Raw genomic sequence first — 21,128 nt, 5'->3', positions numbered from 1 at the left:
GGCTGCCCGCAAGCAGCCAGTAATCGGGATTAGAGCATGGGTTTGCCGTATTCCATTGGCGACAGATCAAAATATTTAGCCACTGTCTGTCCAATATCAGCAAAAGTTTCACGGTGACCCAGTGAGCCGGGTTTCACTTTTGGCCCATAAATCAGAACCGGAATGTGCTCACGAGTATGGTCAGTACCAGGCCATGTTGGGTCACAACCGTGGTCTGCGGTCAGGATCAGGATGTCATCTTCTTTCACCTGTTTCAGCATTTCAGGCAAACGGCGGTCAAACAGCTCTAATGCAGCAGCATAACCCGGAACGTCACGGCGATGACCGTAAGCAGAGTCGAAATCAACAAAGTTAGTGAAGACGATGGTGTTGTCACCCGCTTTTTCCATCTCAACCAGAGTTGCGTCAAACAGTGCGTCAATACCGGTCGCTTTCACTTTTTGCGTGATACCGACGTTTGCGTAAATATCCGCGATCTTGCCGATAGAAACAACTTCGCCATTTTTCTCATCAACCAATTTTTTCAGTATAGTTGGAGCCGGTGGCTCTACAGCCAGATCATGACGATTACCGGTACGCTCGAAATGACCTGCTTTCTCACCAACAAATGGGCGGGCAATAACGCGACCGATATTATAATCACCGTCAGTCAGCTCTTCACGGGCAATTTCACACAGTTCGTACAGGCGATCCAAACCGAAAGTCTCTTCGTGGCAAGCAATCTGGAATACCGAGTCAGCCGAGGTATAGAAAATCGGTTTACCCGTTTTCATATGCTCTTCACCCAGTTTATCCAGAATGACGGTACCGGAAGAGTGGCAGTTACCCAGATAACCCGGCAGGTTTGCGCGCGCTACCAGTTTATCCAACAATGCCTGTGGGAAGCTGTTTTCTTCATCTTTGAAGTAACCCCAGTCAAACAGAACCGGTACACCGGCAATTTCCCAGTGACCTGATGGTGTGTCTTTACCGGAAGAGAGTTCGCTGGCATAACCGTAAACACCGATGATGTCTGCGTCTTTGTCCAGACCTACAGGGAAAGTTCCACAAGACTCCTCCGCTGCTTTACCCAAACCTAAACGGCTTAAGTTCGGCAAGTTCAGAGGCCCTTTACGGCCAACATCGGCATCACCACGGGCACAGACTTCTGCAATGTGTCCCAAGGTGTTAGATCCTTTATCACCAAATTTTTCGGCATCTTCACTGGCACCAATGCCAAAAGAATCCAATACCATGATGAATGTACGTTTCATAATTTTCTCCTGCGTCAAGTCACGCTAACAATGCGGAAATGCCACCGTTATTTAATAATAAGTATGGTTATTACTCGCTGATTTGGCGATAAACCATTGGTGTGGCTGGTTTGGCTTCCACGCCCAGAACGATAGCTTTACGTATTGCCTCCGCCGCTTCCTGCCATTCGTTTTCATTGTTGGCATGAATAATAGCTAAGGGGGTATCTGCATTCACTTCTGAACCCAGAGCAACGATATTACTCAGCCCCACACTGTAATCTATAAGATCTGCTGCCTTACGGCGTCCCCCACCAAGGGAAACTACAGACATGCCCAAAGCACGGGTATTCATATCTGTGATAAATCCATGCTGTCCAGCCAATACAGGTTGGCTAAAAACAGCGGTTGGCAAATAACGGTCATAACGCTCAACGAAATCAACCGGGCCTTTTTGTGCAGCGACCATGCGACCAAAGATTTCTGCTGCTTTACCGTTATCTAATACCGACTGGAGTTTATTGCGGGCGTCTTCACGGTCTGTTGCCAGATTACCGGATACCAGCATTTCAACACACAGTGCCATTGTAACTTCGAGTAAACGTGGATTGCGATATTCACCCGTCAGAAAGCGAACGGCTTCACGAACTTCAAGTGCGTTACCCGCACTGGATGCTAGAACCTGATTCATATCCGTCAACAGCGCAGTCGTTTTACAACCCGCACCGTTAGCTACGCTAACAATAGATTCCGCCAGTTGTTCCGACTCTTTATAAGTCGGCATAAACGCACCAGAGCCAACTTTGACATCCATCACCAATGCATCCAAACCTTCAGCCAGTTTTTTGCCGAGGATAGACGCGGTGATCAAGGGGATAGAATCCACCGTCGCGGTAATATCCCGAGTTGCATAGAAGCGTTTGTCTGCCGGTGCCAGCGAATTGGTCTGGCCGATAATCGCTACGCCAACGTCATGAATAATGTTACGGAAGCGGCTGTCATCAGGAAAAATATCAAATCCTGGGATCGCTTCCAGTTTGTCCAGCGTACCACCGGTATGACCCAAACCACGGCCGGAGATCATCGGAACATAACCACCACAAGCCGCCACCATTGGGCCAAGCATCAGGGATGTGACATCACCGACACCGCCGGTTGAATGTTTATCCACAATCGGGCCATTCAGATTCAAGCTTTGCCAGTTCAACACCGTACCGGAATCACGCATAGCCAGAGTCAGAGCCACCCGCTCCCCCATTATCATATCGTGGAAGTAGATAGCCATCGCCAGCGCAGCAATCTGCCCTTCAGAAACGGTATTGTCACGCACGCCATTGATGAAGAAGCGGATCTCTTCTTCACTCAGTGGATGCCCATCACGTTTTTTACGGATAATTTCCTGTGCCAGAAACAAAGCATTCTCCTCATCTTGATTAAAATCGGGAAAGGTTCAGCTATTACGCACCAACGGGTACGGTGTATGATTATCCGTAATTGCTGCTTTGTTTTTGCCCCTGATGACCCAGAGTGTTCAGCAAACTTCCCAACAAGCTGGAAGCACCAAAACGGAAATGGCGGGCATCAACCCATTTATCACCCATAATGCGATCAGCCAATGCCAGATATTGTGCTGCTTCTTCCGCGGTACGCACGCCACCCGCTGGTTTGAAACCAACGGTTTCACCCACTCCCATCTCATGAATAACCTTAATCATGATTTCAGCACTTGCCAGTGTGGCGTTAACGGGTACTTTGCCGGTGGACGTTTTGATAAAATCGGCGCCTGCTTTAATTGAAATTTCAGCCGCCTTACGGATCAGAGATGCTTCTTTCAGTTCACCTGTTTCGATAATGACTTTTAGCAAAACACCCGCTTCCGCACAGGCTTCTTTACAGGCTTTAACCATATCAAAGCCAATTTGTTCATTACCGGCCATCAATGCGCGGTATGGGAAAACCACGTCAACATCATCAGCACCATAAGCAATCGCCGCCCAGGTTTCAGCTACAGCGATCTCAATATCGTCATTACCGTGTGGGAAGTTTGTCACTGTTGCAATGCGGATTTCAGGGGTGCCCTGTTCACGCAATACTTTACGCGCCAGAGGAATAAAACGCGGGTAGATACAGATAGCCGCCGTGTTACCCGCCGGGCTTTTCGCCTGATGACAAAGTGCCGTCACTTTTCCATCTGTATCATCATCATTAAGTGTCGTTAAATCCATCAAACTCAGCGCACGCTGCGCTGCTGCGGTTAAATCGGTCATAAAACTCTCCAACGTTATTATCGCGGCCGGCTTTACGCCAGAACCACACATTTTTTTAAACGATTGTTTGTTGGCGAGCGGACTTGGTTCCTTGAAGATGTAGCCGTGGGATGCCTACCGCGACAGTTGAACTCCTTTTCACCGCACTATGCTCTCTTCGGTTTATGGTCCTTAATGCGAGCCTCGCCTTTATCCATAAAATATTGGCATAATATTATTTGAACATTTAAACGCTCAAAAAATCGTGCCAAATATCACATTAATACAATGTAATTTGCAAGATAACAATTTTATATGTGATGAAAATCACATTAAATTGGTGTGCTATCCGGTTTATCTGCCAATCACACCTTCCTGTCATCAAATAGTACACGATAAAAAATATAACTCATTGCCAAACAAAGGGGGATGGCAGGCAATGTTTTTCATCATGGGTTAATTGGAAGGAAAATGGATTGCAGGCGGGATTATCCCACCTGCATATTGCAACAAAGTTACAGCGCCAGGAAGAAACCGGCAATAGTTGCACTCATCAGGTTGGATAATGTACCTGCTATTACTGCTTTCATCCCCAGACGAGCGACATCCCCGCGACGATTTGGCGCCATACCGCCCAAACCACCCAGCAGGATAGCGACAGAAGAAAGGTTAGCAAAGCCACACAGTGCAAAGGAGATGATGGCTTTGGTGTGATCTGACAGAACCTGTAAACCCGCAGCCGCAACCGCATCATCCGGTTGCAAATATGGGCCGAAGTTCATAAAGGCAACGAATTCGTTCACAACCAGTTTTTGACCGATAAAGGAACCGGCAACGGTTGCTTCATGCCATGGAACACCAATCAGGTAAGCAATAGGCGCACAAACCCAGCCCAGCACCAATTCAAGTGAAAGTTGTGGGTAATGAAACCAGCCGCCAATACCACCAAGAATACCGTTCACTAACGCAATCAAGGCAACAAACGCCAGTAACATTGCACCGACGTTCAGCGCTAATTGCATACCAGCAGCGGCGCCAGAAGCAGCGGCATCGATAATGTTAGCAGGACGTTCTGATTCAGCGACCAGTGACATCGCATCAACAGTGTCTTGCGACTTTTCAGTTTCAGGCACCATCAGTTTAGCGAATAACAGACCACCTGGGGCTGCCATAAAGGAAGCCGCAATCAGATATTCCAACGGTACGCCCATTGATGCATAACCAGCCAGTACAGAACCCGCGACAGATGCCAGACCACCACACATAACCGCAAACAGTTCAGACTGGGTCATCGTGGCGATATAAGGGCGAACAACCAGTGGCGCTTCAGTTTGACCTACGAAAATATTTGCTGTTGCTGACAACGATTCGGTACGTGAAGTTCCGAGAACTTTTTGCAGGCCGCCACCCAATACTTTGATAACGAGCTGCATAACACCGATGTAGTACAAAACAGCAATCAGTGAAGAGAAGAAAACGATAATCGGCAGTACACGCAAGGCGAAAACAAAACCACCACCCCCAAACAGTTCAAACATTTTGGGGGAAACTAATCCACCAAAAATAAAATCCATTCCTTGCTGACCATACTGGATAACACTGGAAACTCCCTCAGACATACCCATTAATATTATCTTGCCTGCGGGAACATAAAGTACAAAAGCGCCGATAGCGACCTGAATCAAAAAAGCACCAAGGACGGTACGAAGTTTAATAGCGCGATAGTTACTGGAAAAGAGTACTGCGATCAAGATCAGCACTACCATCCCGACCAGGCTCATAAAGAGTTGCATTGGAAGAATCCCTGTTCACTTAATAATAAATTAAATATGTCAGTAAGTATGTAAATGTTTACTGACACTGTTTCGGCGCTGATTATACTCAGTCATCGGAATGAACAAGCTATCTACATCACAAATACCCACCGAAAAAAGCAATGGAAAAACGATAAATGTGATGTAAATCACACAAAATTGCGGAAATAATCTGCAATAAGATAATCTAGCCGTCAGGACGGCAAAATAATAAACAATTAAGAGATGATTATCAGGTAAGCGCAGTTAAAGTTTTATGATATACCACTTAACTATTCAACCCAAATAACTCAACACTGTTACTATAAAGTTGGGCGGCGATTTCGTCAGGAGATTCACGGCGAAGCTCACATAATGAAGCAAAAACCCCGGTAACTCTTTCCGGTCGGTTAGGTTCTCCCTGAAACCCGAAAAGTGGCATATCCGGTGCGTCTGTTTCCAGTACAAGAGAAGTTAAAGGAAGTTCAGCGACTGCGCGACGGGTTTTCTGCGCTCTTTCATAAGTAATGGTTCCCCCTACCCCGATGTAGTATCCCAAACGGATAAAAGCCTCTGCCTGAGATAAACTACCGGCGAATCCATGTACCACGCCGGTACGGGGAAGGTCGATTCTTCTCAGGATCGCGGCCAGTTGATCATGGCTTTTTCTGGAATGAAGTATGACAGGTAATTCACACTGTTTTGCCAGCCGCAATTGAGCACACAGCAACTCTTTCTGTTTTTCAAACTGAGGTTCAGCCATATAGAGATCAAGGCCAATCTCTCCGACAGCCACCCGCTTTTCATTTTTCTGTTTCAGTAATCGCGCCAGATCGGCAAGATGCGATTCCTGATGTCCATTGATATAAAGAGGATGCAAACCCAACGCCGCATAAATCTCCGGATAAACGCGAGCCAGTTCAGATACCCGTTGCAAATTTTTCCCACTCACCGCGGGAACAATAATTTTATCCACACCATCCTGTGCCGCCCGTTGTAGGCTCTGCCGTTCGTCATCACGAAACGGGGGAAAATCAAAATGGCAGTGGGTATCAATGAACATAAAACTATCCGTTATTCATCTGTTCTGGCGATTCCGCCAATGCAGTTGATGGTTTAACCAAAATGCTATTTTCTCCACTCCGGCGCAAGACATGACGGCTCAAACGATAATTTTTACGCTCCGCCATACCAAACTTATCACCAACAAAGGCATGACCAACCGTCGCCAGAAAATAGCGACCGCAACGACGCCCAAGATGATAATCCTTATTCAGTGCCGGCAAACGGCTGCCTAATGCACTGGCAGTTAATGGCGCAGGCGGGTAGATTTCAAAGATTTGTACATCATCAGGTGGATTCTCAATAAATTTCTGTGTGCGGTAATAGCTTTTCGCATGTTGTTGTAACATCCGTACCATCTTGTGCAAGCTGCTATCCCCCAACCAGCGTTCCATCCGTTTCATCCAATCGGGCGTGTAATAGAGCTGTGAAGGAACAGTGCGGATCACTACTATCGTATCAGCACCACGGCGATACGCCTCTTCCACTGGAATGGCGTCACTGATACCACCATCATAATAAACGACATCATCAATCGTCACACCATTGCGATAAAGCCCAGGAATAGCACTTGATGCCTTAATCACTTCCAGCCAATTCTTACCATCAGGATGAAAATAGGTTGGTTCAAAATTATCTGCACGACACGCGCACATATAAAATTCACATCCTGCCTCAAATTTGCGTAAAGCGGCGGGGATATCCAAGGGAAGTTCCTGAGAAACGGTCTGTAAAAACCAGTCTAAATCAACTAAATGACCACCACGAACAAAACGCAGAGGGTTAAAGAAATCAGGTCTGGTCGTATAACGGCTGATAGCCCGCCGGGCATATCCGCGCTGCCCACAAATATAGGCTGAAAGGTTCTGAGCACCCGCCGAAGTACCAAGCAATAGATCAAACGGGTTAAATCCAACACGCATAAATTCATCCAGCACACCAGCGGTAAAAATGCCGCGCTGCCCCCCGCCCTCACAAACAAGAGCAACCTTTCCAGATTTAATATGTGATTTATATTTATGGGATAATAGATCAATATTTCCCAAAGTTATCGGTATACGTTTCCCCACACAGTCCCCCAAGAAAATAAATGACGGATAGAGAGCATAACTTGGGAAGTTATTATCCGTCATTATATTATGGTGCTACGTAGTCAATATTTTGATAAAAACCCCTGGTGAGGGCGCATATCCGATTAGTACAAAACAAAATTATTTGAATGGAAAACAACCACCAAATTAGAAAAACATATTATTTTTTTATGGTCAGACCGTTTTGAATAGATTTGACCCCTTTCACTTTAGAGATAACATCCAGCACTTTTCTGGATTGCTGCTCGCTTTTCACAAAACCAGAAATATAAACAACTCCTTTTTCTGTTTTTACCGCGATGCCGGTGCTGTTGATACCTTTTTCCGCCAACAACTCACTTTTAATCTTCGCTGTGATAGCACTATCATCCATGTAACCATCGACGCTTTTCATGGAGTCATCAATTTTCTGACCAGCACTGTCGAGTGCTTGTGTCGCTTTATTTTTAAAAGACTCTTCCGCCAGCACACTACTGCTGATCAGGGCTGTACCCAAAACAACAGCCATCAATGTGTGAGTCAATTTAACATTCTTCATCTTATACCTTCCTTTTGTCGGTTAGATTTCTGAATCTATAAAGCCATGCAAACTGTCTTTGTATAAAGTAACCTAAACAGAATCCGCATTAGAATTAAAAATAGGTTATTACCTCCAATAGCTAAGTTAAATTGGAAAATAAAAACATCAATACAGCGAAAGACCAAGAAATAATAACAGGAAAATTAAGCAAAGAGCTATAAAATAAGACGAATCTTACCGACTAAAATTATAAATTATTCTTGTGTTACATATATTTTTGTAAAGAAAAAGGCTAACCTATTGTTAGCCTTATAAAATATTAATGTTCCCGTGTCTTGCGGAAATTGACGTCAGGATAACGTTCGCTGGTAAGATTCAGGTTAACCATAGTGGGTGCAATATAAGTCAGATTATCACCCCCATCAAGCGCCAGGTTTTGTTCATTCTTACGCTTAAACTCTTCCAGTTTTTTCGCGTCATAGCACTCAACCCAACGAGCCGTTGAAACGTTTACCGGTTCATATAAGGCTTCAACGTTGTATTCACTTTTCAAACGGGCAACAACCACATCAAACTGTAGAATACCTACCGCTCCCACAATCAAATCGTTATTTGCCAGTGGACGGAATACCTGTACCGCGCCTTCCTCAGAGAGTTGAACCAATCCTTTCAGTAACTGTTTCTGTTTCAGGGGATCGCGCAGGCGGATACGACGGAATAATTCCGGAGCAAAGTTAGGAATACCGGTAAATTTCAGATCTTCCCCTTGAGTAAAGGTATCACCAATCTGGATTGTGCCGTGGTTATGCAGACCGATAATATCTCCCGGGTAGGCATGATCCACATGAGAGCGATCACCTGCCATAAATGTCAGCGCATCAGAAATCACCACATCTTTCTTCGTTCTTACCTGACGCAGCTTCATGCCTTTTTCATATTTACCTGACACCACACGCATGAAAGCCACGCGGTCACGGTGTTTAGGGTCCATATTGGCCTGGATCTTAAAGATAAATCCGGTGAATTTATCTTCTTGAGCGGAGACTTCGCGCGCATCAGTCTGACGAGGCATCGGCGCAGGCGCCCATTTAACCAAACCATCCAGCATATGGTTAACACCGAAGTTACCCAATGCGGTACCGAAAAATACCGGTGTCAGTTCACCTTGTAAAAATGCCTGATGATCAAATTCATGGGAAGCCCCCTGAACCAGCTCCAGTTCCTGACGCAATTGTTCAGCCAGATCTTCACCAATCGCTGCATCCAGTTCAGGGTTATTCAGCCCCTTGATAGTGCGAACTTCCTGAATAGTATGACCCTTTCCGGTCTGATACAGATAAGTTTCATCAAGATAGAGGTGATAAACCCCTTTGAAATATTTACCACAGCCAATCGGCCAGGTGATTGGGGAACAAGCGATATTCAACTCATTTTCTACTTCATCCATCAGTTCTATTGGATCACGGATATCGCGATCAAGCTTGTTCATGAACGTCAGAATTGGAGTATCGCGCAGACGGGTCACTTCCATCAGTTTACGTGTACGATCTTCAACCCCTTTAGCGGCATCAATGACCATCAAACAACAGTCAACAGCCGTCAATGTACGGTAAGTATCTTCGGAGAAGTCTTCATGTCCCGGCGTATCAAGCAGGTTAACCAGACAATCTCTGTAAGGAAACTGCATCACAGACGTGGTAATGGAGATACCGCGTTGCTTTTCCATTTCCATCCAGTCGGATTTGGCGTGCTGATTTGAACCACGGCCTTTTACCGTACCGGCTTTCTGAATCGCTTGTCCGAACAGCAACACTTTTTCAGTAATAGTTGTTTTCCCTGCGTCAGGGTGAGAAATGATCGCAAAAGTTCGCCGTTTAGCGACTTCCTGCTGAAAAGGGGAATTTGACATCAATAACAATCTTCTGCTTTGTAAACGGGCTTGTACTCAACATTAGACGCTTCCCCGCAAGGAAAACAGCTGCCAAACCCGTGGGTGAATGAAAAATTGGCGCTCATTTTCGCTGAAATTGGTGCTATAAACAATCAATCAATTTTATCGCACTTATTACGCAAATAACGGCAACGCCATGATGATGGCATCTTCTTTACCTGTCGCAGCAGGATAGTAATTCTTACGGACAGTAACTTGATTAAATCCTGACTGTTCATACAGCCTAATAGCAGAGCAATTCGATTGTCTTACTTCAAGCCATAAAGTATTAATCCCCTTCCCAGGCAAAATTGCTATTAAATACGCCAATAATGCTTTACCGTAGCCTTGACCTTGATAGTCGGGATGAATCGCAATATTAAATAGGGTTGCTTCATCTAATATCAATTGGGTTACAGCAAAACCAATAAGCTGTTCATTAATCACTATTTTATAATTCAGATACCGCTCACCCTGATTACTGAAAAATGTTTTTTCACTCCACGGAAACGCATGACTGGCTTTTTCAACCAGAAAAGCGGATGGGAGATCAGCGGGAGTTAATAGAGAAATGTTGTTCATGTTGCGAAATCTGCCGCCAAAGGGAACGTTTTGCCTTCCCATCACAATATAAATCATTTAATGCAGGGCTTCTCAAAGAAATTCCCTGCCATGATAGTGTAGTATCCACCCCCAACAGCCAATATGGACACTTAACCTGTTCCGGTAACATCGCAATATTATCCGATGTAATGCAGTAAACAGAGGATTTATCCAGCCCCATAGCTGTGAAAATATCTATTAATAATGAATTAGTTAAATCAATTTGGTCATTAGTAATAATCAGCAGACGGGTGGTATCGGGTAAGTGGACTGCTAACTCACCTTGCAAAACCGCCGGGTTACGCAAGCTCCATTGGGTAATCCCCAATTGAGCTAATAACCTGTTGCGCCGGGTTACCATACTTTATTCACCTGCTGTAAAAAATAATCAGTAACATGTTATCAGAGGCCACTATCTGCGCCAATATTGGGCTTTAGATTTACCCGTCCCTGATACTTGGCACAGAACATGAAGAACATTAAAGGAGCTATAGACAAATGTCTGCGTTAACCCCCGCCAGTGAAGTTATTTTGCGTCACAGTGAGCAATTTGGTTTTCATCACCTGCTCTTCGCCGGTGATATCCAGGACACACTGGCAACCCAAATTGATGCTGCAAGTGCGCGAGTACATACTAATCAGTATCATCACTGGCAATCACTGATCCGTACTCTGGGCGATAATGCCTTGTTCAGTCTGGTAGCAGAAAAGGGATTTACCCAGAGTTGTGACACCCTAATCTACTATTGGCCTAAAAGTAAGCAGGAAGCTCGCTTTCAGTTACGCAGCCTGTTTTCTGTTCTGCCAAAAGGTATTGATATTTTTGTTGTCGGCGAAAACCGTAGCGGAGTACGCAGTGTAGACAAATTGATGGAAGGCATGGCCACTTTCCGGAAAATAGACACTGCCCGCCGTTGCAGCCTGTTTTATGGACAGCTGGAACACGAAGTACTGTTTGATCAGGAAAATTGGTGGAACAGTTATCAGGTGGAAAACGTGACTGTGAATACTTTACCAGGCGTATTCAGCCAGGATGAACTGGATATTGGTAGCCGTTTACTCCTCTCCACGTTTGACAAACCTCTCTCTGGCAACTTACTGGATATCGCAAGTGGCGCCGGTGTTTTGGCCGCTGTATTGGGTAAGAAAAACCCTGAGTTAGCGCTTACTCTCAGTGATGTCAATGCAGCGGCTATCGCCTCCAGTAAAGCGACGTTAAAAGCTAATAAACTGGAAGGTCGTGTTGTAGTCAGCAACGTCTATTCCAACATTGAAGATAAATTCAACTGGATTATCTCTAATCCCCCTTTCCATGACGGGCTGAAAACCAATTTACAAGCAGCGGATGACCTGATCCGTCAAGCGCCTAACTACCTTAAACCCGGAGGCAAACTGCGGATTGTCGCCAACGCTTTCCTGCCTTATCCCGATTTACTGGATAAAACTTTTGGCAATCATGAAGTCATTGCTCAGACAGGTAAATTTAAAGTTTATCAAGCAACGAAAAGATTCTGATTTATTCAGCCTGTCCTTGGCCCATGGACAGGCTGTTTTAACAAAATCGTAAAGAGCGATGATTTTTACGGCAATCATACAATGCTGTAATAAATAATGATTGACGTAGGCTGCAAAACCTCTAGAATTCGCCCCCATGCTATCAAGCGACTAGCTGATAGTGTCTGAATTTGCGAGGGTGGCGGAATTGGTAGACGCGCTAGCTTCAGGTGTTAGTGTCCTTACGGACGTGGGGGTTCAAGTCCCCCCCTTCGCACCAAATCAGACAACCGCTGATTAAATTCGGCAACAAGAAATGACAGTACCTGCGAGGGTGGCGGAATTGGTAGACGCGCTAGCTTCAGGTGTTAGTGTCCTTACGGACGTGAGGGTTCAAGTCCCTCCTTTCGCACCAATCTGTTCATTTTCCGCAGCAATCTTCCTTCGCACCTATTTTTTCTTCAACAAAACATCAAAAACAGCCAAACCGGTGCGCTCCAGCTAATAAGACACATAACACAGCAAACCCCGATGGTATTAACAGAAAATGGCGTGACTTCTGGTTCAGCAACATGAATAAAGTCAACAGCATCGCGACAACAACCCCAATTTTAAGCTGCTCAACCCCAGGATTGGCGATGACGAATAGCATTCCGGCCAGACTGGATAACCCCATTCCCCACAAACTGGTGATACCCTGCCAGAAAAATGATCTTTCTCTATCTTTAACCCTGATCATAACTTGCACCAATCTAAATGATAATGATTACCAATATCATATATGAAAAAGTGTGAAGTACAAGTTAGTTGCAATAAATGGGGTAGCAATTACGCCGCATGATAGGCAAGATCATTTAACACAACTCATATCTCTTTCCCTTAAATCCAGCTTCGGGTACTCCAATCGGCTATGCGTGAGCCCGGCTCTTATCATCATTTGTAGATAGCCCAATGCAACTGCTGAAGGGTCAATTACTTGGATTGGCATTCCTACTGTCTCCATTTCTCTGGACAGGTACTTCGCCATTCCCATCATCCCGGTACAACCTAAGACGATGGCTGTTACACGGTCTTCACTCACCATCTTTTTAATCTGAGCAAGTAGCACCTCTTCTAGCTTTCCTGGTGCTTGGTGCAATTCGTCAATAGGTTGATTAATACTACGAATACAGGCCAACTGCTGGTGAATACCAGCCAGAGTCGCAAGGTCTCTAATCAAACATGCGCAGGACTGGGTAATTGTAATAATTCCCCAACGCTTCGAAATCATTCCAGCACTTAACGCAGCAGGCTCAAATCCACCAACGATAGGAATATCAACTAGCTCTCTTGCAACAGAAATAGCTGGATCGCTTACACAGCTAACGAAGACGCCATCATATCCTTCCTTTTCAGACTCGACGATTTTGCTGACAATATCAGGGGTTGAACACATTTCATCGTAACGGGACTCGATCGAAGGTGAACCAAAATCTAAATTAACAACGGTAACAGATACATCCGGTGCAATATAGGGAGCAATATCCTCTTGTACTGCTGAATTATATTTTGATGTCAACAGAGGAACAATAATTTTAATTCTCATAAACGACCTCAATAAAATAAATATCAATAAATAATTCGTATCATTAGCAAGATAATTTAATTAGCTAACATGTGGCCTATCGTCAATGTCTCTACTTACATCACTATTTCTCAAATCAATTAAAACGAATAATGAAAATAACAGCCCCACAGTGATTATCGATGATACTGTGATTGCTGAATTAAATAATTTTCCAGTGAATACCCACCCAGAAATAAAGACACTGAGACTGAAAAAAATAAGCCGAAAAAAAGTTAATAGAGAAGAGGCTGCGCCAACTAATTTAGGATACAACGCTAAAGAACGAGAGAACACCATACTATATTGAAAAGCGGAACCAATACAAATAACGGCCATTGATAGCGTAAAAGGTATTGCAGATTTAGGATAAAGATGACTAAATGTAATTAATAAACTGCAACCTATCAAACAGATTACAATACTTAGATAAATACAATTAACTGAGCCAATATTTCTATTCAAAGCACCTGAATAGAATCCAGCTACCGCTAAACATATTCCTAATATCGCTTGATGTACTGCGAATACGTAGTAACTCATTCCCATTTTATCTATATATAAGAAAGGGACAACAGATACATAGGCAATACATGCAGACACTAATAATCCAGGAGTGGAAGCATAGATTAAAAAACGCATATTGAATATAAGTTGATGATAATCTCTGACGACTTCACTTACACTCAATTTTGTCGTATTACGATTTGTTTCAGGAATGATGAACACCGCTATCAGAGAAAGAAAGCTCAGTAAAGCTATTAAGTGGTAGATAGACCTCCAACTGTAATGCTCAACAATAAGGGAACCCGCAATAGGCGCTATAATGAGGGCCATTGAAATTGCTGAGTTAAGAATACCAAAAACCTGTACTGACTGCTCATCTTTATAGGTATCAGAACAAATGATGAACCCTACAACCCAAATAGCACTGCACCCTGCTCCTTGGATAAACCTAAATAAATACAATTGACTAAGATCACCCACCGTCGAACAACCTACGCTACCAATAAAGAATAGAGCGGCTCCGATTAAAATTATCTTTCTTCGCCCGTATGACTCTGAAAGTGGACCAAATATAGGCGTGAATATACACAATCCCAAGAAGTTTACGATTAGAGTCAATTGCACTGACGATTCAGTGGTAGAAAAGAACTCCAGCATTTGAGGAAATGCCGGTAAAGTGATGTCAACTTCTATAAATGATGGCACCATCCCAACAATAAGTACTATCGGTAGTAGCCTCAACATTAATGGCGGCATAAATAAATTCACCTCTGATTATTGTTAATCTTATGTAATATAAACACAAAGAGCTGCCATCAAACAATATCTATAAACTAGATTTATTAAATGGATGGCAGACATAAAAATCTAAGTCATTGTAAATAATAAACTTTCAATGAGAATAATTCACCAAAAACTGGGAATATTTCTGTCTTTAAACCCTTATTATATCGAGAGGATATGTTCAACACTTCCTTTTCTTCATCCTGTGCCAATTTAGGCCATTCTAAGGTAATTGTATTGAATCCCGGCTTAGTAAGAGAACCCGGAATTATTAGCCTGTGATGGGACCATGCCGATGATGGCTCTATTTTTGCAAGCAGCTCACCGTTAATTAAAATCCTGACTTTACTTTCTTCTATATATTTCTTAACTCTGCTTGTAATCTCCATATTTAGATCATGATTACCGCTGGTAATCAGCGTAAATGATGATGTCGGCCACCATGATTTAAAGTACGGCAGGCTTCTCCGTGTATTGACCTCAGGATCTATGGAAACTCTAATGACAGCACTCACTCGATCAATATATTGCGGTTCTGTCAAATCTATGCCGTGTTTAAGTTGGTCGATGTAGCTCTTTTGATAAAACTCTTTTAAAGCCTTACCATTACGGCCGTGCTTATCAAATATTTCACAAATTGCGTCAATAGTTTGCGCATCTGCACCGGGCGACGTTTGAGCCACTGGAAAATCGAGTGGAGAATTGACAAGTTCAAGTAGCTTTTGTCCTGCTCGACTTAGGCTAAATCCCGCACCTTTCTCACAACTTCTGGCTTTAACATAAAGCTCCATAACATCTAATATTTTCGCTGAGTATTGAACGGCTTTTTCAAATAATTTAACGATTCGCTCTCTTTCTACCACTTCATTAAGCGGTCGATTTATATGGCTGTTATATAAAGCGATGTAAAAATAAGAAACAGCTAAATCATATGAGGATACGTCCAATTCAATAGTTTTTCTTGCCATGACCTCCCAGTTTGCATCTGGCTTATCTTTTCCATAATTCATTAGCCATTCTGCTATAGGAGCCATCGCAATTTTGAAACCTTCTGGTGTCATATGGCAGTAATCAACAAAAAGTGAATCATCCAGCACACTCGTGCCTAAATACTTAGAGAAGTAATATTCCAGATCAATAATTTTAATGCCAACGTTTTGTTGGATAATACGCTCTTTAACAAATGATGGAGTACCTGGAAATGATGTCACAATATCATACATCAACGAATAACTGCATTCTGCATCCAGGTATGACTTAGCTTCTTCAGCACGATTTAATGCAATCAAGCTATTAGCCACAATACGATTGGAAGTGGCTGCAATACCGCCATCAATATCGATCATATTTAGGCCCAATGCCAAAGCCTCAACATATTGCCGGTTCATGATTGCTTGTGACGCATTTCGGTATAATTCATACCATTCAGCGGTTTTGCCATGACCCAACCAATGAAGTGGTGTTTTACGCTCCCAATCTGCGTAATTTGATGCAGGTAAAGCAAAAATAAATTCAGCACTGCTTTCTCTAGATATCACCTCTATTTTGTTTATTAATATTTCTGCATTCTCTTCTAACTTTTCCCTATATTCAACCGCAATGCCATTGGGACCTGAGTTTGCCAGCACATTGGCATAATTTTTTCGTCTTTCCAAAGGTGCATCATGCTCAAACAATACATCTGAAAACCAGTTATTACCCGCAAGGATAATCACATAGTCCGGTTGTAATTGTAAGCTCGCCTTACAAGTCTCCAATAGCCCACCGGCATTCATGCAGCTTCTTGCAAGATCGATGATTTCCCATTCGATATTGGAATGCTGGTTAAGTAAGTGAGCTAATGTTTTAGCTGGTGTAGTGTGGGGTGAGAAAAACATGCCGAGTGCAGCAGACTCGCCGATAAGACATACCCTTTTCACCCCTGCTACCTTACCCACCATCAGTTTCTGCCGTGAACTCTCCCAAAAAATAGAATCAGACTGTTCACGTCTTATAAAAGTAATTTCACCATCAATTTTCGCTGGATGCCATGTACCAATAGCAGTATATCCGTCAATATTTTCACTGCATGGAGGAATATTATTGAAAAATATCTCATCATTATTATTTTGATCTTGATTCATCAAATAAATCTGAGTTAATCGCATGATTTCAAAGGAGCTTTCTTTATCATCAAGAAGAAACGTAGCTAATTTCTCAGTATTGATGTTAGATTTATTCATATTATTTTCCTAAACAATTAAGTTTATTTTAGATAAAGGTATAGATAGCTTCTACAGATTGCCCGGTGAATAGATCATGCGGCGGTTTAATTAAGCTAAACTCTCTTTCGGCCATATTAGAAAATGCTTCAGAAAGCATAGAACGATCAATAATAAAATCTTCCAATACCAAAACATCAATTCCTGAATTGCCGAAACACCTTATCGCATCAAGTGGAGTACAAACGATTGGCTCTCCTCTAACATTAAATGAAGTGTTCACTAATATTGGGCAATTCGTTGCGTTATAAAACGCTTTCAAGAGAGAATGAAACTTTGGATTAATATCAGCAGTGACGGTTTGCGGTCGGCAAGAACCATCAACATGAGTGATTGCGGGTAAACTTAAATCTGACGTTACCTGACAAGTTTCAAGCATGAATGGAGTTGGGATTGATAATTCAATATGGTTCGCCGCTTCCTCTTCCAGGATGGCTGGCGCAAATGGCCTAAAACCTTCTCTCTTTTTAACCAATGCATTTAGCCGATCTCGCATGGCAGGATCTCTTGGATCCGCAATAATACTTCGTGCCCCTAAAGCACGTGGACCGAACTCCATTCGACCTTGAAACCAACCAATAACTTTTCCATTTATCAGCATTTCGACAATAACTTGTTCAAAACCCTCTCTATTTCCCCGAAAATCTAAAGCTTCAATTTCCATTGAAGTTAGCATTTCCAATATCTTTTCATTATCAAACTTCGGGCCGAGATAAGGGTTTGTAAATGGCTGGTAACTGTGTCGTTTTCCGGTCATCTCAATATGAGCCAATGCAGCCGCACCCAAGGCGGAACCTGAATCTCCAGCTGCGGGAGGAATAAAAATATGATTAAATAAGCCTGTTTTACGAATGGCATGTGTCGCGACACAATTTAGTGCCACACCGCCTGATAAGCATAGGTTTGTCGAATCGACTTTTTCACGCAAATCGTGAACTTGCTTGATAAGAATTTCTTCCAGGACAACCTGCAAACTTTTAGCTAAATCCATATGATGTTGCAACATCACCGATTCTTGCTCTCTTGGAAGAAAGCCAATCAAGTCAATAAATGCATCCGTGTACATTCTGTTCATCTGGCTAAAATTAAAGAATTTCATGTTCAGCTTAAAACTGAACTTCTTCTCCATACTGAACATTTCTCGCAACTTATCGGTATATATCGGCTTACCATAAGGAGCCAATCCCATGACTTTATATTCACCACTGAGTACTTTGAATCCCAGATAGTTAGTCATGGCGCTATAAAAGAGGCCAACTGAATTTGGATATTCAATTTTCTCGAACAAATCAATATTATCGCCTTGGGCATATCCAAAAGTAGATGTCTCCCATTCACCCACACCATCGGAAGTTAATATAGCGGCGTCAGTAAAGCCAGAAAATAGATAGCTCCCGGCGGCATGTGCCATATGATGATCATAAAATTTGATCTCTTTCTCATACCCCAATATTTCAGTGATATCACGAAATGGCTTGTGACAATCCAACCAATGAAGACCGTTGGTCGCAGAAAGGTTAAAACTGGAGGCGAGTTGCCGGGATAGCTTTTTATAAGGATTTTCATAATAAGCAACGCAGTCAATATCAGTAATATTAATCCCTCCCTCTTCTAAACAATATCTGAAGGCTCTAACCGGTAGTCTGGAATCATTTTTGAATCTAGAAAATCGTTCTTCTGAAACAGCAGCTATCAGTTGACCATCACTGATCAGAGCACAAGAAGAATCATGAAAATTTGCAGAAATACCAATTATATTCATAGCGTCATACCCTATTTTTGCTAGAGATTATTTTAATAAAACCGCTGTCTTATATCTTTTTTCATTTATAAAGTTAAATCATTGGCGACATATTTGTTGCATCCTCCTATCTTTATTAATAAAAATAAGAGCATGTAACAATATATTGTAAAAATCATATAAAATCAGCTAACGCTATTAATGATTTTTATCCATCAATTTATTTATTATCGCAGAAATAGCGTCAATATTAGGTTGGAACATCATCGACATATGATGACCATCAATATCCTCAATGATGAGATCACCAGAAATATGTTGGCTCCAACCCAAACATCTTTCTTTAACCTCATTAGGAGATACCAACATCTCCTCCATATGTGAACTATCCTTAGCCCGGAAGAGAATAGTGTCAATGTTTACAGTATCAGCTGTGTATTTTGATGACACTTTGGAATTGATCAGGCAAGTGTCAATCATGCGTTCAAGCATAGCTACATCAGCATCCGGAGCAAATCCACCATGTTCTTTGATGATATTTAATACAGCATGAAGTATCTCGTTATTGGTCAGTTTACTCATGCTTTTTAAATCAACATCAATATGCATGCCAAATTGCCCAATAATTTCCTCCAGGCAAAGATTAAGAATTTTCACCATATTTAATTCTTTATGAACTTTACCGGGTGCCGCACTATCAAACAGAAATAGCTTAGACACTTCATGACCACTTGATTCAAGTTGCTTTGCCATCTCAAAAGCTATTATTCCACCAAAAGACCACCCTCCAAGCACAAAAGGGCCCTGTTCTTGAACTTTTAGCATTTCATCAATATACATTGAAGCCAGCACTTCAACAGTATCTATTGGTTCATGTATCCATTGCTTGTTAAGTGAGGGTGATTGGAAAGCATAAAGCGGATTAGCTAGCATTGTGGCTAATGGGATATAGCACATTGCGCTGCCACTCAGAGGATGAACGATAAATACAGGTTTATCATTAGACTTATTTTTAGGAGGGCGTTCAGAATTCTGTGTCACGTTAATTGAGCGGTTATAACGTTATCACATTATCCAAACGCCCTTCAAAGTAAATATAGAGTTGCGACAGCGTTAGATTCCAGCTCTGTATTGGCATTGTCCATTTTTCCTGTGCATTGAGAAGCCCCAGATAAAGCAGTTTCATCAGACTGTTTTCATTCGGGAACGCCCCTTTAGTTTTTGTCAGTTTCCTGAACTGACGGTGGACTGACTCGATGGCATTGGTTGTGTAAATGACCTTGCGGATGCCCGCCGGATAGCGGAAATAACCCGACAGGTTACCCCACTTACGACGCCAGCTCTGGATGACTACCGGATACTGTTGACTCCATTTCGCATCCAGTTCGTCCAGCGCGCTTTCTGCTGCGTCTTTTGAGACCGCACGATACACGGGTTTCAGATCAGCCATGAAGGCTTTGTGGTGCTTTGAAGCCACGTATTTGATGGAGTTACGGATCTGGTGAATGACGCACAGCTGCACCTCCGTTTGCGGGTATATGCTGTTGATCGCTTCCGGGAAACCCGTCAGGCCATCAACGCAGGCGATGAGAATATCTTTCAGTCCACGGTTTTGCAGGTCTGTCAGCACGGATAGCCAGAAGTTTGCGCCTTCGTTTTCAGACAGATACAACCCAAGGATTTCCTTTTTTCCCTCAAGATTGAGCGCCAGTACGGTATAGACAGCCTTACTCACGTAACGACCCTCCTCACGGATTTTGTAATGGATGGCGTCCAGCCAGATAAAGGGATAAATGGCTTCCAGCGGGCGCTGCTGCCACTGTTTTAACTCGGGAATGACCTTGTCTGTCACAGCGCTGATGGTGGCACTAGAGACGCTGAAGGCGTACAGGTCTTCAATTTCCCGGCTGATATCGGTGTAGCTCATCCCGAGGGCAAACAGGCGGATAATCTTCCGCTCTATCTCGTCTGATAACGTGGTCTGGTGCTTCTTAACCAGTTGGGGCTCAAAAGTCCCATTACGATCCCGTGGTGTAGCCAGTTCAAAGTTACCGGTCGGGGCTTTGATGGTCTTTTTGGTGGAACCATTCTTCCGGTTGGCCTCAAGGTCATTAGCCAGATAGGAGTCAAGTTCGGCAACCAGAGCGGCTTCAGTAAGTTGCTTAATCAATGGGGTCAGGATGCCATTCTTACCGGTCAGTGCCTGACCCTCCTGAAGCGCTTTCAGGGCTTTGTCGAAATCGAAAGATTGAGTCATTTATC

At 43.1% G+C, this 21,128-nt stretch carries 18 protein-coding genes and 2 tRNA genes; 3 read left to right on the top strand and 17 right to left on the bottom strand.

What is annotated here, in order from left to right; translation table 11 throughout:
• Window positions 1–29 precede the first annotated feature (29 nt).
• The 10 genes from deoB to VY86_RS05230 all read right to left on the bottom strand — a co-directional run bounded on the left by deoB (window position 30) and on the right by VY86_RS05230 (window position 10,838).
• Complete coding sequence (gene deoB / locus VY86_RS05275) at window positions 30–1,253, bottom strand: phosphopentomutase (RefSeq protein WP_046974182.1); 1,224 nt, start codon at window positions 1,251–1,253, stop codon at window positions 30–32.
• 70 nt (window positions 1,254–1,323) lie between these two features.
• A complete protein-coding gene (deoA, locus tag VY86_RS05270) occupies window positions 1,324–2,646 on the bottom strand; it encodes a thymidine phosphorylase (RefSeq protein ID WP_046974181.1) in 1,323 nt (440 codons plus the stop codon).
• A gap of 70 nt (window positions 2,647–2,716) precedes the next feature.
• Window positions 2,717–3,499 (bottom strand): deoxyribose-phosphate aldolase, encoded by a 783-nt coding sequence (gene deoC, locus VY86_RS05265; RefSeq protein WP_046974180.1) that lies wholly within the window; start codon window positions 3,497–3,499, stop codon window positions 2,717–2,719.
• 494 nt (window positions 3,500–3,993) lie between these two features.
• Window positions 3,994–5,259, bottom strand: a complete 1,266-nt coding sequence (locus VY86_RS05260) for a NupC/NupG family nucleoside CNT transporter (protein WP_031281461.1) — start codon at window positions 5,257–5,259, stop codon at window positions 3,994–3,996.
• 301 nt (window positions 5,260–5,560) lie between these two features.
• On the bottom strand, window positions 5,561–6,334 hold the full coding sequence (locus tag VY86_RS05255) for a TatD family hydrolase (protein ID WP_046974179.1): 774 nt from the start codon (window positions 6,332–6,334) through the stop codon (window positions 5,561–5,563).
• A 4-nt stretch (window positions 6,335–6,338) separates the two neighbouring features.
• Window positions 6,339–7,403: a patatin-like phospholipase family protein gene (locus VY86_RS05250; RefSeq protein WP_046974178.1), complete on the bottom strand. Its 1,065-nt coding sequence runs from the start codon at window positions 7,401–7,403 to the stop codon at window positions 6,339–6,341.
• Between the two features lie 181 nt (window positions 7,404–7,584).
• On the bottom strand, window positions 7,585–7,962 hold the full coding sequence (locus VY86_RS05245) for a BON domain-containing protein (protein ID WP_046974177.1): 378 nt from the start codon (window positions 7,960–7,962) through the stop codon (window positions 7,585–7,587).
• A 301-nt stretch (window positions 7,963–8,263) separates the two neighbouring features.
• A complete protein-coding gene (gene prfC, locus VY86_RS05240; protein ID WP_046974176.1) occupies window positions 8,264–9,853 on the bottom strand; it encodes a peptide chain release factor 3 in 1,590 nt (529 codons plus the stop codon).
• Window positions 9,854–10,009: 156 nt separating this feature from the next.
• Window positions 10,010–10,456 (bottom strand): ribosomal protein S18-alanine N-acetyltransferase, encoded by a 447-nt coding sequence (rimI, locus tag VY86_RS05235; protein WP_021324647.1) that lies wholly within the window; start codon window positions 10,454–10,456, stop codon window positions 10,010–10,012.
• Window positions 10,425–10,838 carry a DNA polymerase III subunit psi gene (locus VY86_RS05230; RefSeq protein ID WP_046974175.1) on the bottom strand — a complete coding sequence of 138 codons (414 nt, stop codon included), beginning with the start codon at window positions 10,836–10,838 and terminating at the stop codon, window positions 10,425–10,427. The genes rimI and VY86_RS05230 overlap by 32 nt, the downstream gene beginning before the upstream one ends.
• A 137-nt stretch (window positions 10,839–10,975) precedes the next feature.
• On the opposite strand from VY86_RS05230, the gene rsmC reads away from it, so the two are divergent.
• From rsmC to VY86_RS05215, 3 genes are all read left to right on the top strand, one after another.
• Window positions 10,976–11,992: a 16S rRNA (guanine(1207)-N(2))-methyltransferase RsmC gene (gene rsmC / locus VY86_RS05225; RefSeq protein WP_046974174.1), complete on the top strand. Its 1,017-nt coding sequence runs from the start codon at window positions 10,976–10,978 to the stop codon at window positions 11,990–11,992.
• A gap of 172 nt (window positions 11,993–12,164) precedes the next feature.
• A tRNA-Leu gene (locus VY86_RS05220) sits at window positions 12,165–12,251 on the top strand.
• 48 nt (window positions 12,252–12,299) lie between these two features.
• Window positions 12,300–12,386 (top strand) — tRNA-Leu (locus tag VY86_RS05215).
• Window positions 12,387–12,443: 57 nt separating this feature from the next.
• On the opposite strand, the gene VY86_RS05210 is transcribed toward VY86_RS05215, so the two are convergent.
• From VY86_RS05210 to VY86_RS05180, 7 genes are all read right to left on the bottom strand, one after another.
• Entirely contained in the window at window positions 12,444–12,710 is a 267-nt protein-coding gene (locus tag VY86_RS05210; protein WP_021324650.1) for a DUF1435 family protein, read from the bottom strand.
• Between the two features lie 111 nt (window positions 12,711–12,821).
• Window positions 12,822–13,556: an aspartate/glutamate racemase family protein gene (locus VY86_RS05205; RefSeq protein WP_021324651.1), complete on the bottom strand. Its 735-nt coding sequence runs from the start codon at window positions 13,554–13,556 to the stop codon at window positions 12,822–12,824.
• 60 nt (window positions 13,557–13,616) lie between these two features.
• Window positions 13,617–14,837, bottom strand: coding sequence for a multidrug effflux MFS transporter (locus VY86_RS05200; protein WP_046974173.1), 1,221 nt, complete (start codon window positions 14,835–14,837; stop codon window positions 13,617–13,619).
• A gap of 116 nt (window positions 14,838–14,953) precedes the next feature.
• The gene (locus VY86_RS05195) at window positions 14,954–17,086 is read right to left on the bottom strand and encodes an SGNH/GDSL hydrolase family protein (RefSeq protein WP_046974172.1); all 2,133 of its coding nucleotides are present in this window, start codon (window positions 17,084–17,086) and stop codon (window positions 14,954–14,956) included.
• 28 nt (window positions 17,087–17,114) lie between these two features.
• Window positions 17,115–18,887, bottom strand: a complete 1,773-nt coding sequence (locus VY86_RS05190) for a carbamoyltransferase family protein (protein ID WP_021324655.1) — start codon at window positions 18,885–18,887, stop codon at window positions 17,115–17,117.
• 177 nt (window positions 18,888–19,064) lie between these two features.
• Entirely contained in the window at window positions 19,065–19,823 is a 759-nt protein-coding gene (locus tag VY86_RS05185; protein WP_162200370.1) for a thioesterase domain-containing protein, read from the bottom strand.
• Between the two features lie 97 nt (window positions 19,824–19,920).
• On the bottom strand, window positions 19,921–21,123 hold the full coding sequence (locus VY86_RS05180) for an IS256 family transposase (RefSeq protein ID WP_046974170.1): 1,203 nt from the start codon (window positions 21,121–21,123) through the stop codon (window positions 19,921–19,923).
• Window positions 21,124–21,128 lie beyond the last annotated feature (5 nt).

The sequence above is a fragment of the Photorhabdus thracensis genome (assembly GCF_001010285.1).
GTDB classification, from domain to species: Bacteria; Pseudomonadota; Gammaproteobacteria; order Enterobacterales; family Enterobacteriaceae; genus Photorhabdus; species Photorhabdus temperata.
This window is presented reverse-complemented; position numbering and strand designations above follow the sequence as displayed.

Excerpts from the sequence above, each read along its gene's own strand:
- deoB (WP_046974182.1), bottom strand. The coding sequence starts at position 1,253 with ATGAAACGTACATTCATCATGGTATTGGATTCTTTTGGCATTGGTGCC.
- deoC (WP_046974180.1), bottom strand. The coding sequence starts at position 3,499 with ATGACCGATTTAACCGCAGCAGCGCAGCGTGCGCTGAGTTTGATGGAT.
- VY86_RS05260 (WP_031281461.1), bottom strand. The coding sequence starts at position 5,259 with ATGAGCCTGGTCGGGATGGTAGTGCTGATCTTGATCGCAGTACTCTTT.
- VY86_RS05255 (WP_046974179.1), bottom strand. The coding sequence starts at position 6,334 with ATGTTCATTGATACCCACTGCCATTTTGATTTTCCCCCGTTTCGTGAT.
- VY86_RS05245 (WP_046974177.1), bottom strand. The coding sequence starts at position 7,962 with ATGAAGAATGTTAAATTGACTCACACATTGATGGCTGTTGTTTTGGGT.
- prfC (WP_046974176.1), bottom strand. The coding sequence starts at position 9,853 with ATGTCAAATTCCCCTTTTCAGCAGGAAGTCGCTAAACGGCGAACTTTT.
- rimI (WP_021324647.1), bottom strand. The coding sequence starts at position 10,456 with ATGAACAACATTTCTCTATTAACTCCCGCTGATCTCCCATCCGCTTTT.
- VY86_RS05230 (WP_046974175.1), bottom strand. The coding sequence starts at position 10,838 with ATGGTAACCCGGCGCAACAGGTTATTAGCTCAATTGGGGATTACCCAA.
- rsmC (WP_046974174.1), top strand. The coding sequence starts at position 10,976 with ATGTCTGCGTTAACCCCCGCCAGTGAAGTTATTTTGCGTCACAGTGAG.
- VY86_RS05210 (WP_021324650.1), bottom strand. The coding sequence starts at position 12,710 with ATGATCAGGGTTAAAGATAGAGAAAGATCATTTTTCTGGCAGGGTATC.
- VY86_RS05205 (WP_021324651.1), bottom strand. The coding sequence starts at position 13,556 with ATGAGAATTAAAATTATTGTTCCTCTGTTGACATCAAAATATAATTCA.
- VY86_RS05200 (WP_046974173.1), bottom strand. The coding sequence starts at position 14,837 with ATGCCGCCATTAATGTTGAGGCTACTACCGATAGTACTTATTGTTGGG.
- VY86_RS05195 (WP_046974172.1), bottom strand. The coding sequence starts at position 17,086 with ATGAATAAATCTAACATCAATACTGAGAAATTAGCTACGTTTCTTCTT.
- VY86_RS05190 (WP_021324655.1), bottom strand. The coding sequence starts at position 18,887 with ATGAATATAATTGGTATTTCTGCAAATTTTCATGATTCTTCTTGTGCT.
- VY86_RS05185 (WP_162200370.1), bottom strand. The coding sequence starts at position 19,823 with ATGTGCTATATCCCATTAGCCACAATGCTAGCTAATCCGCTTTATGCT.
- VY86_RS05180 (WP_046974170.1), bottom strand. The coding sequence starts at position 21,123 with ATGACTCAATCTTTCGATTTCGACAAAGCCCTGAAAGCGCTTCAGGAG.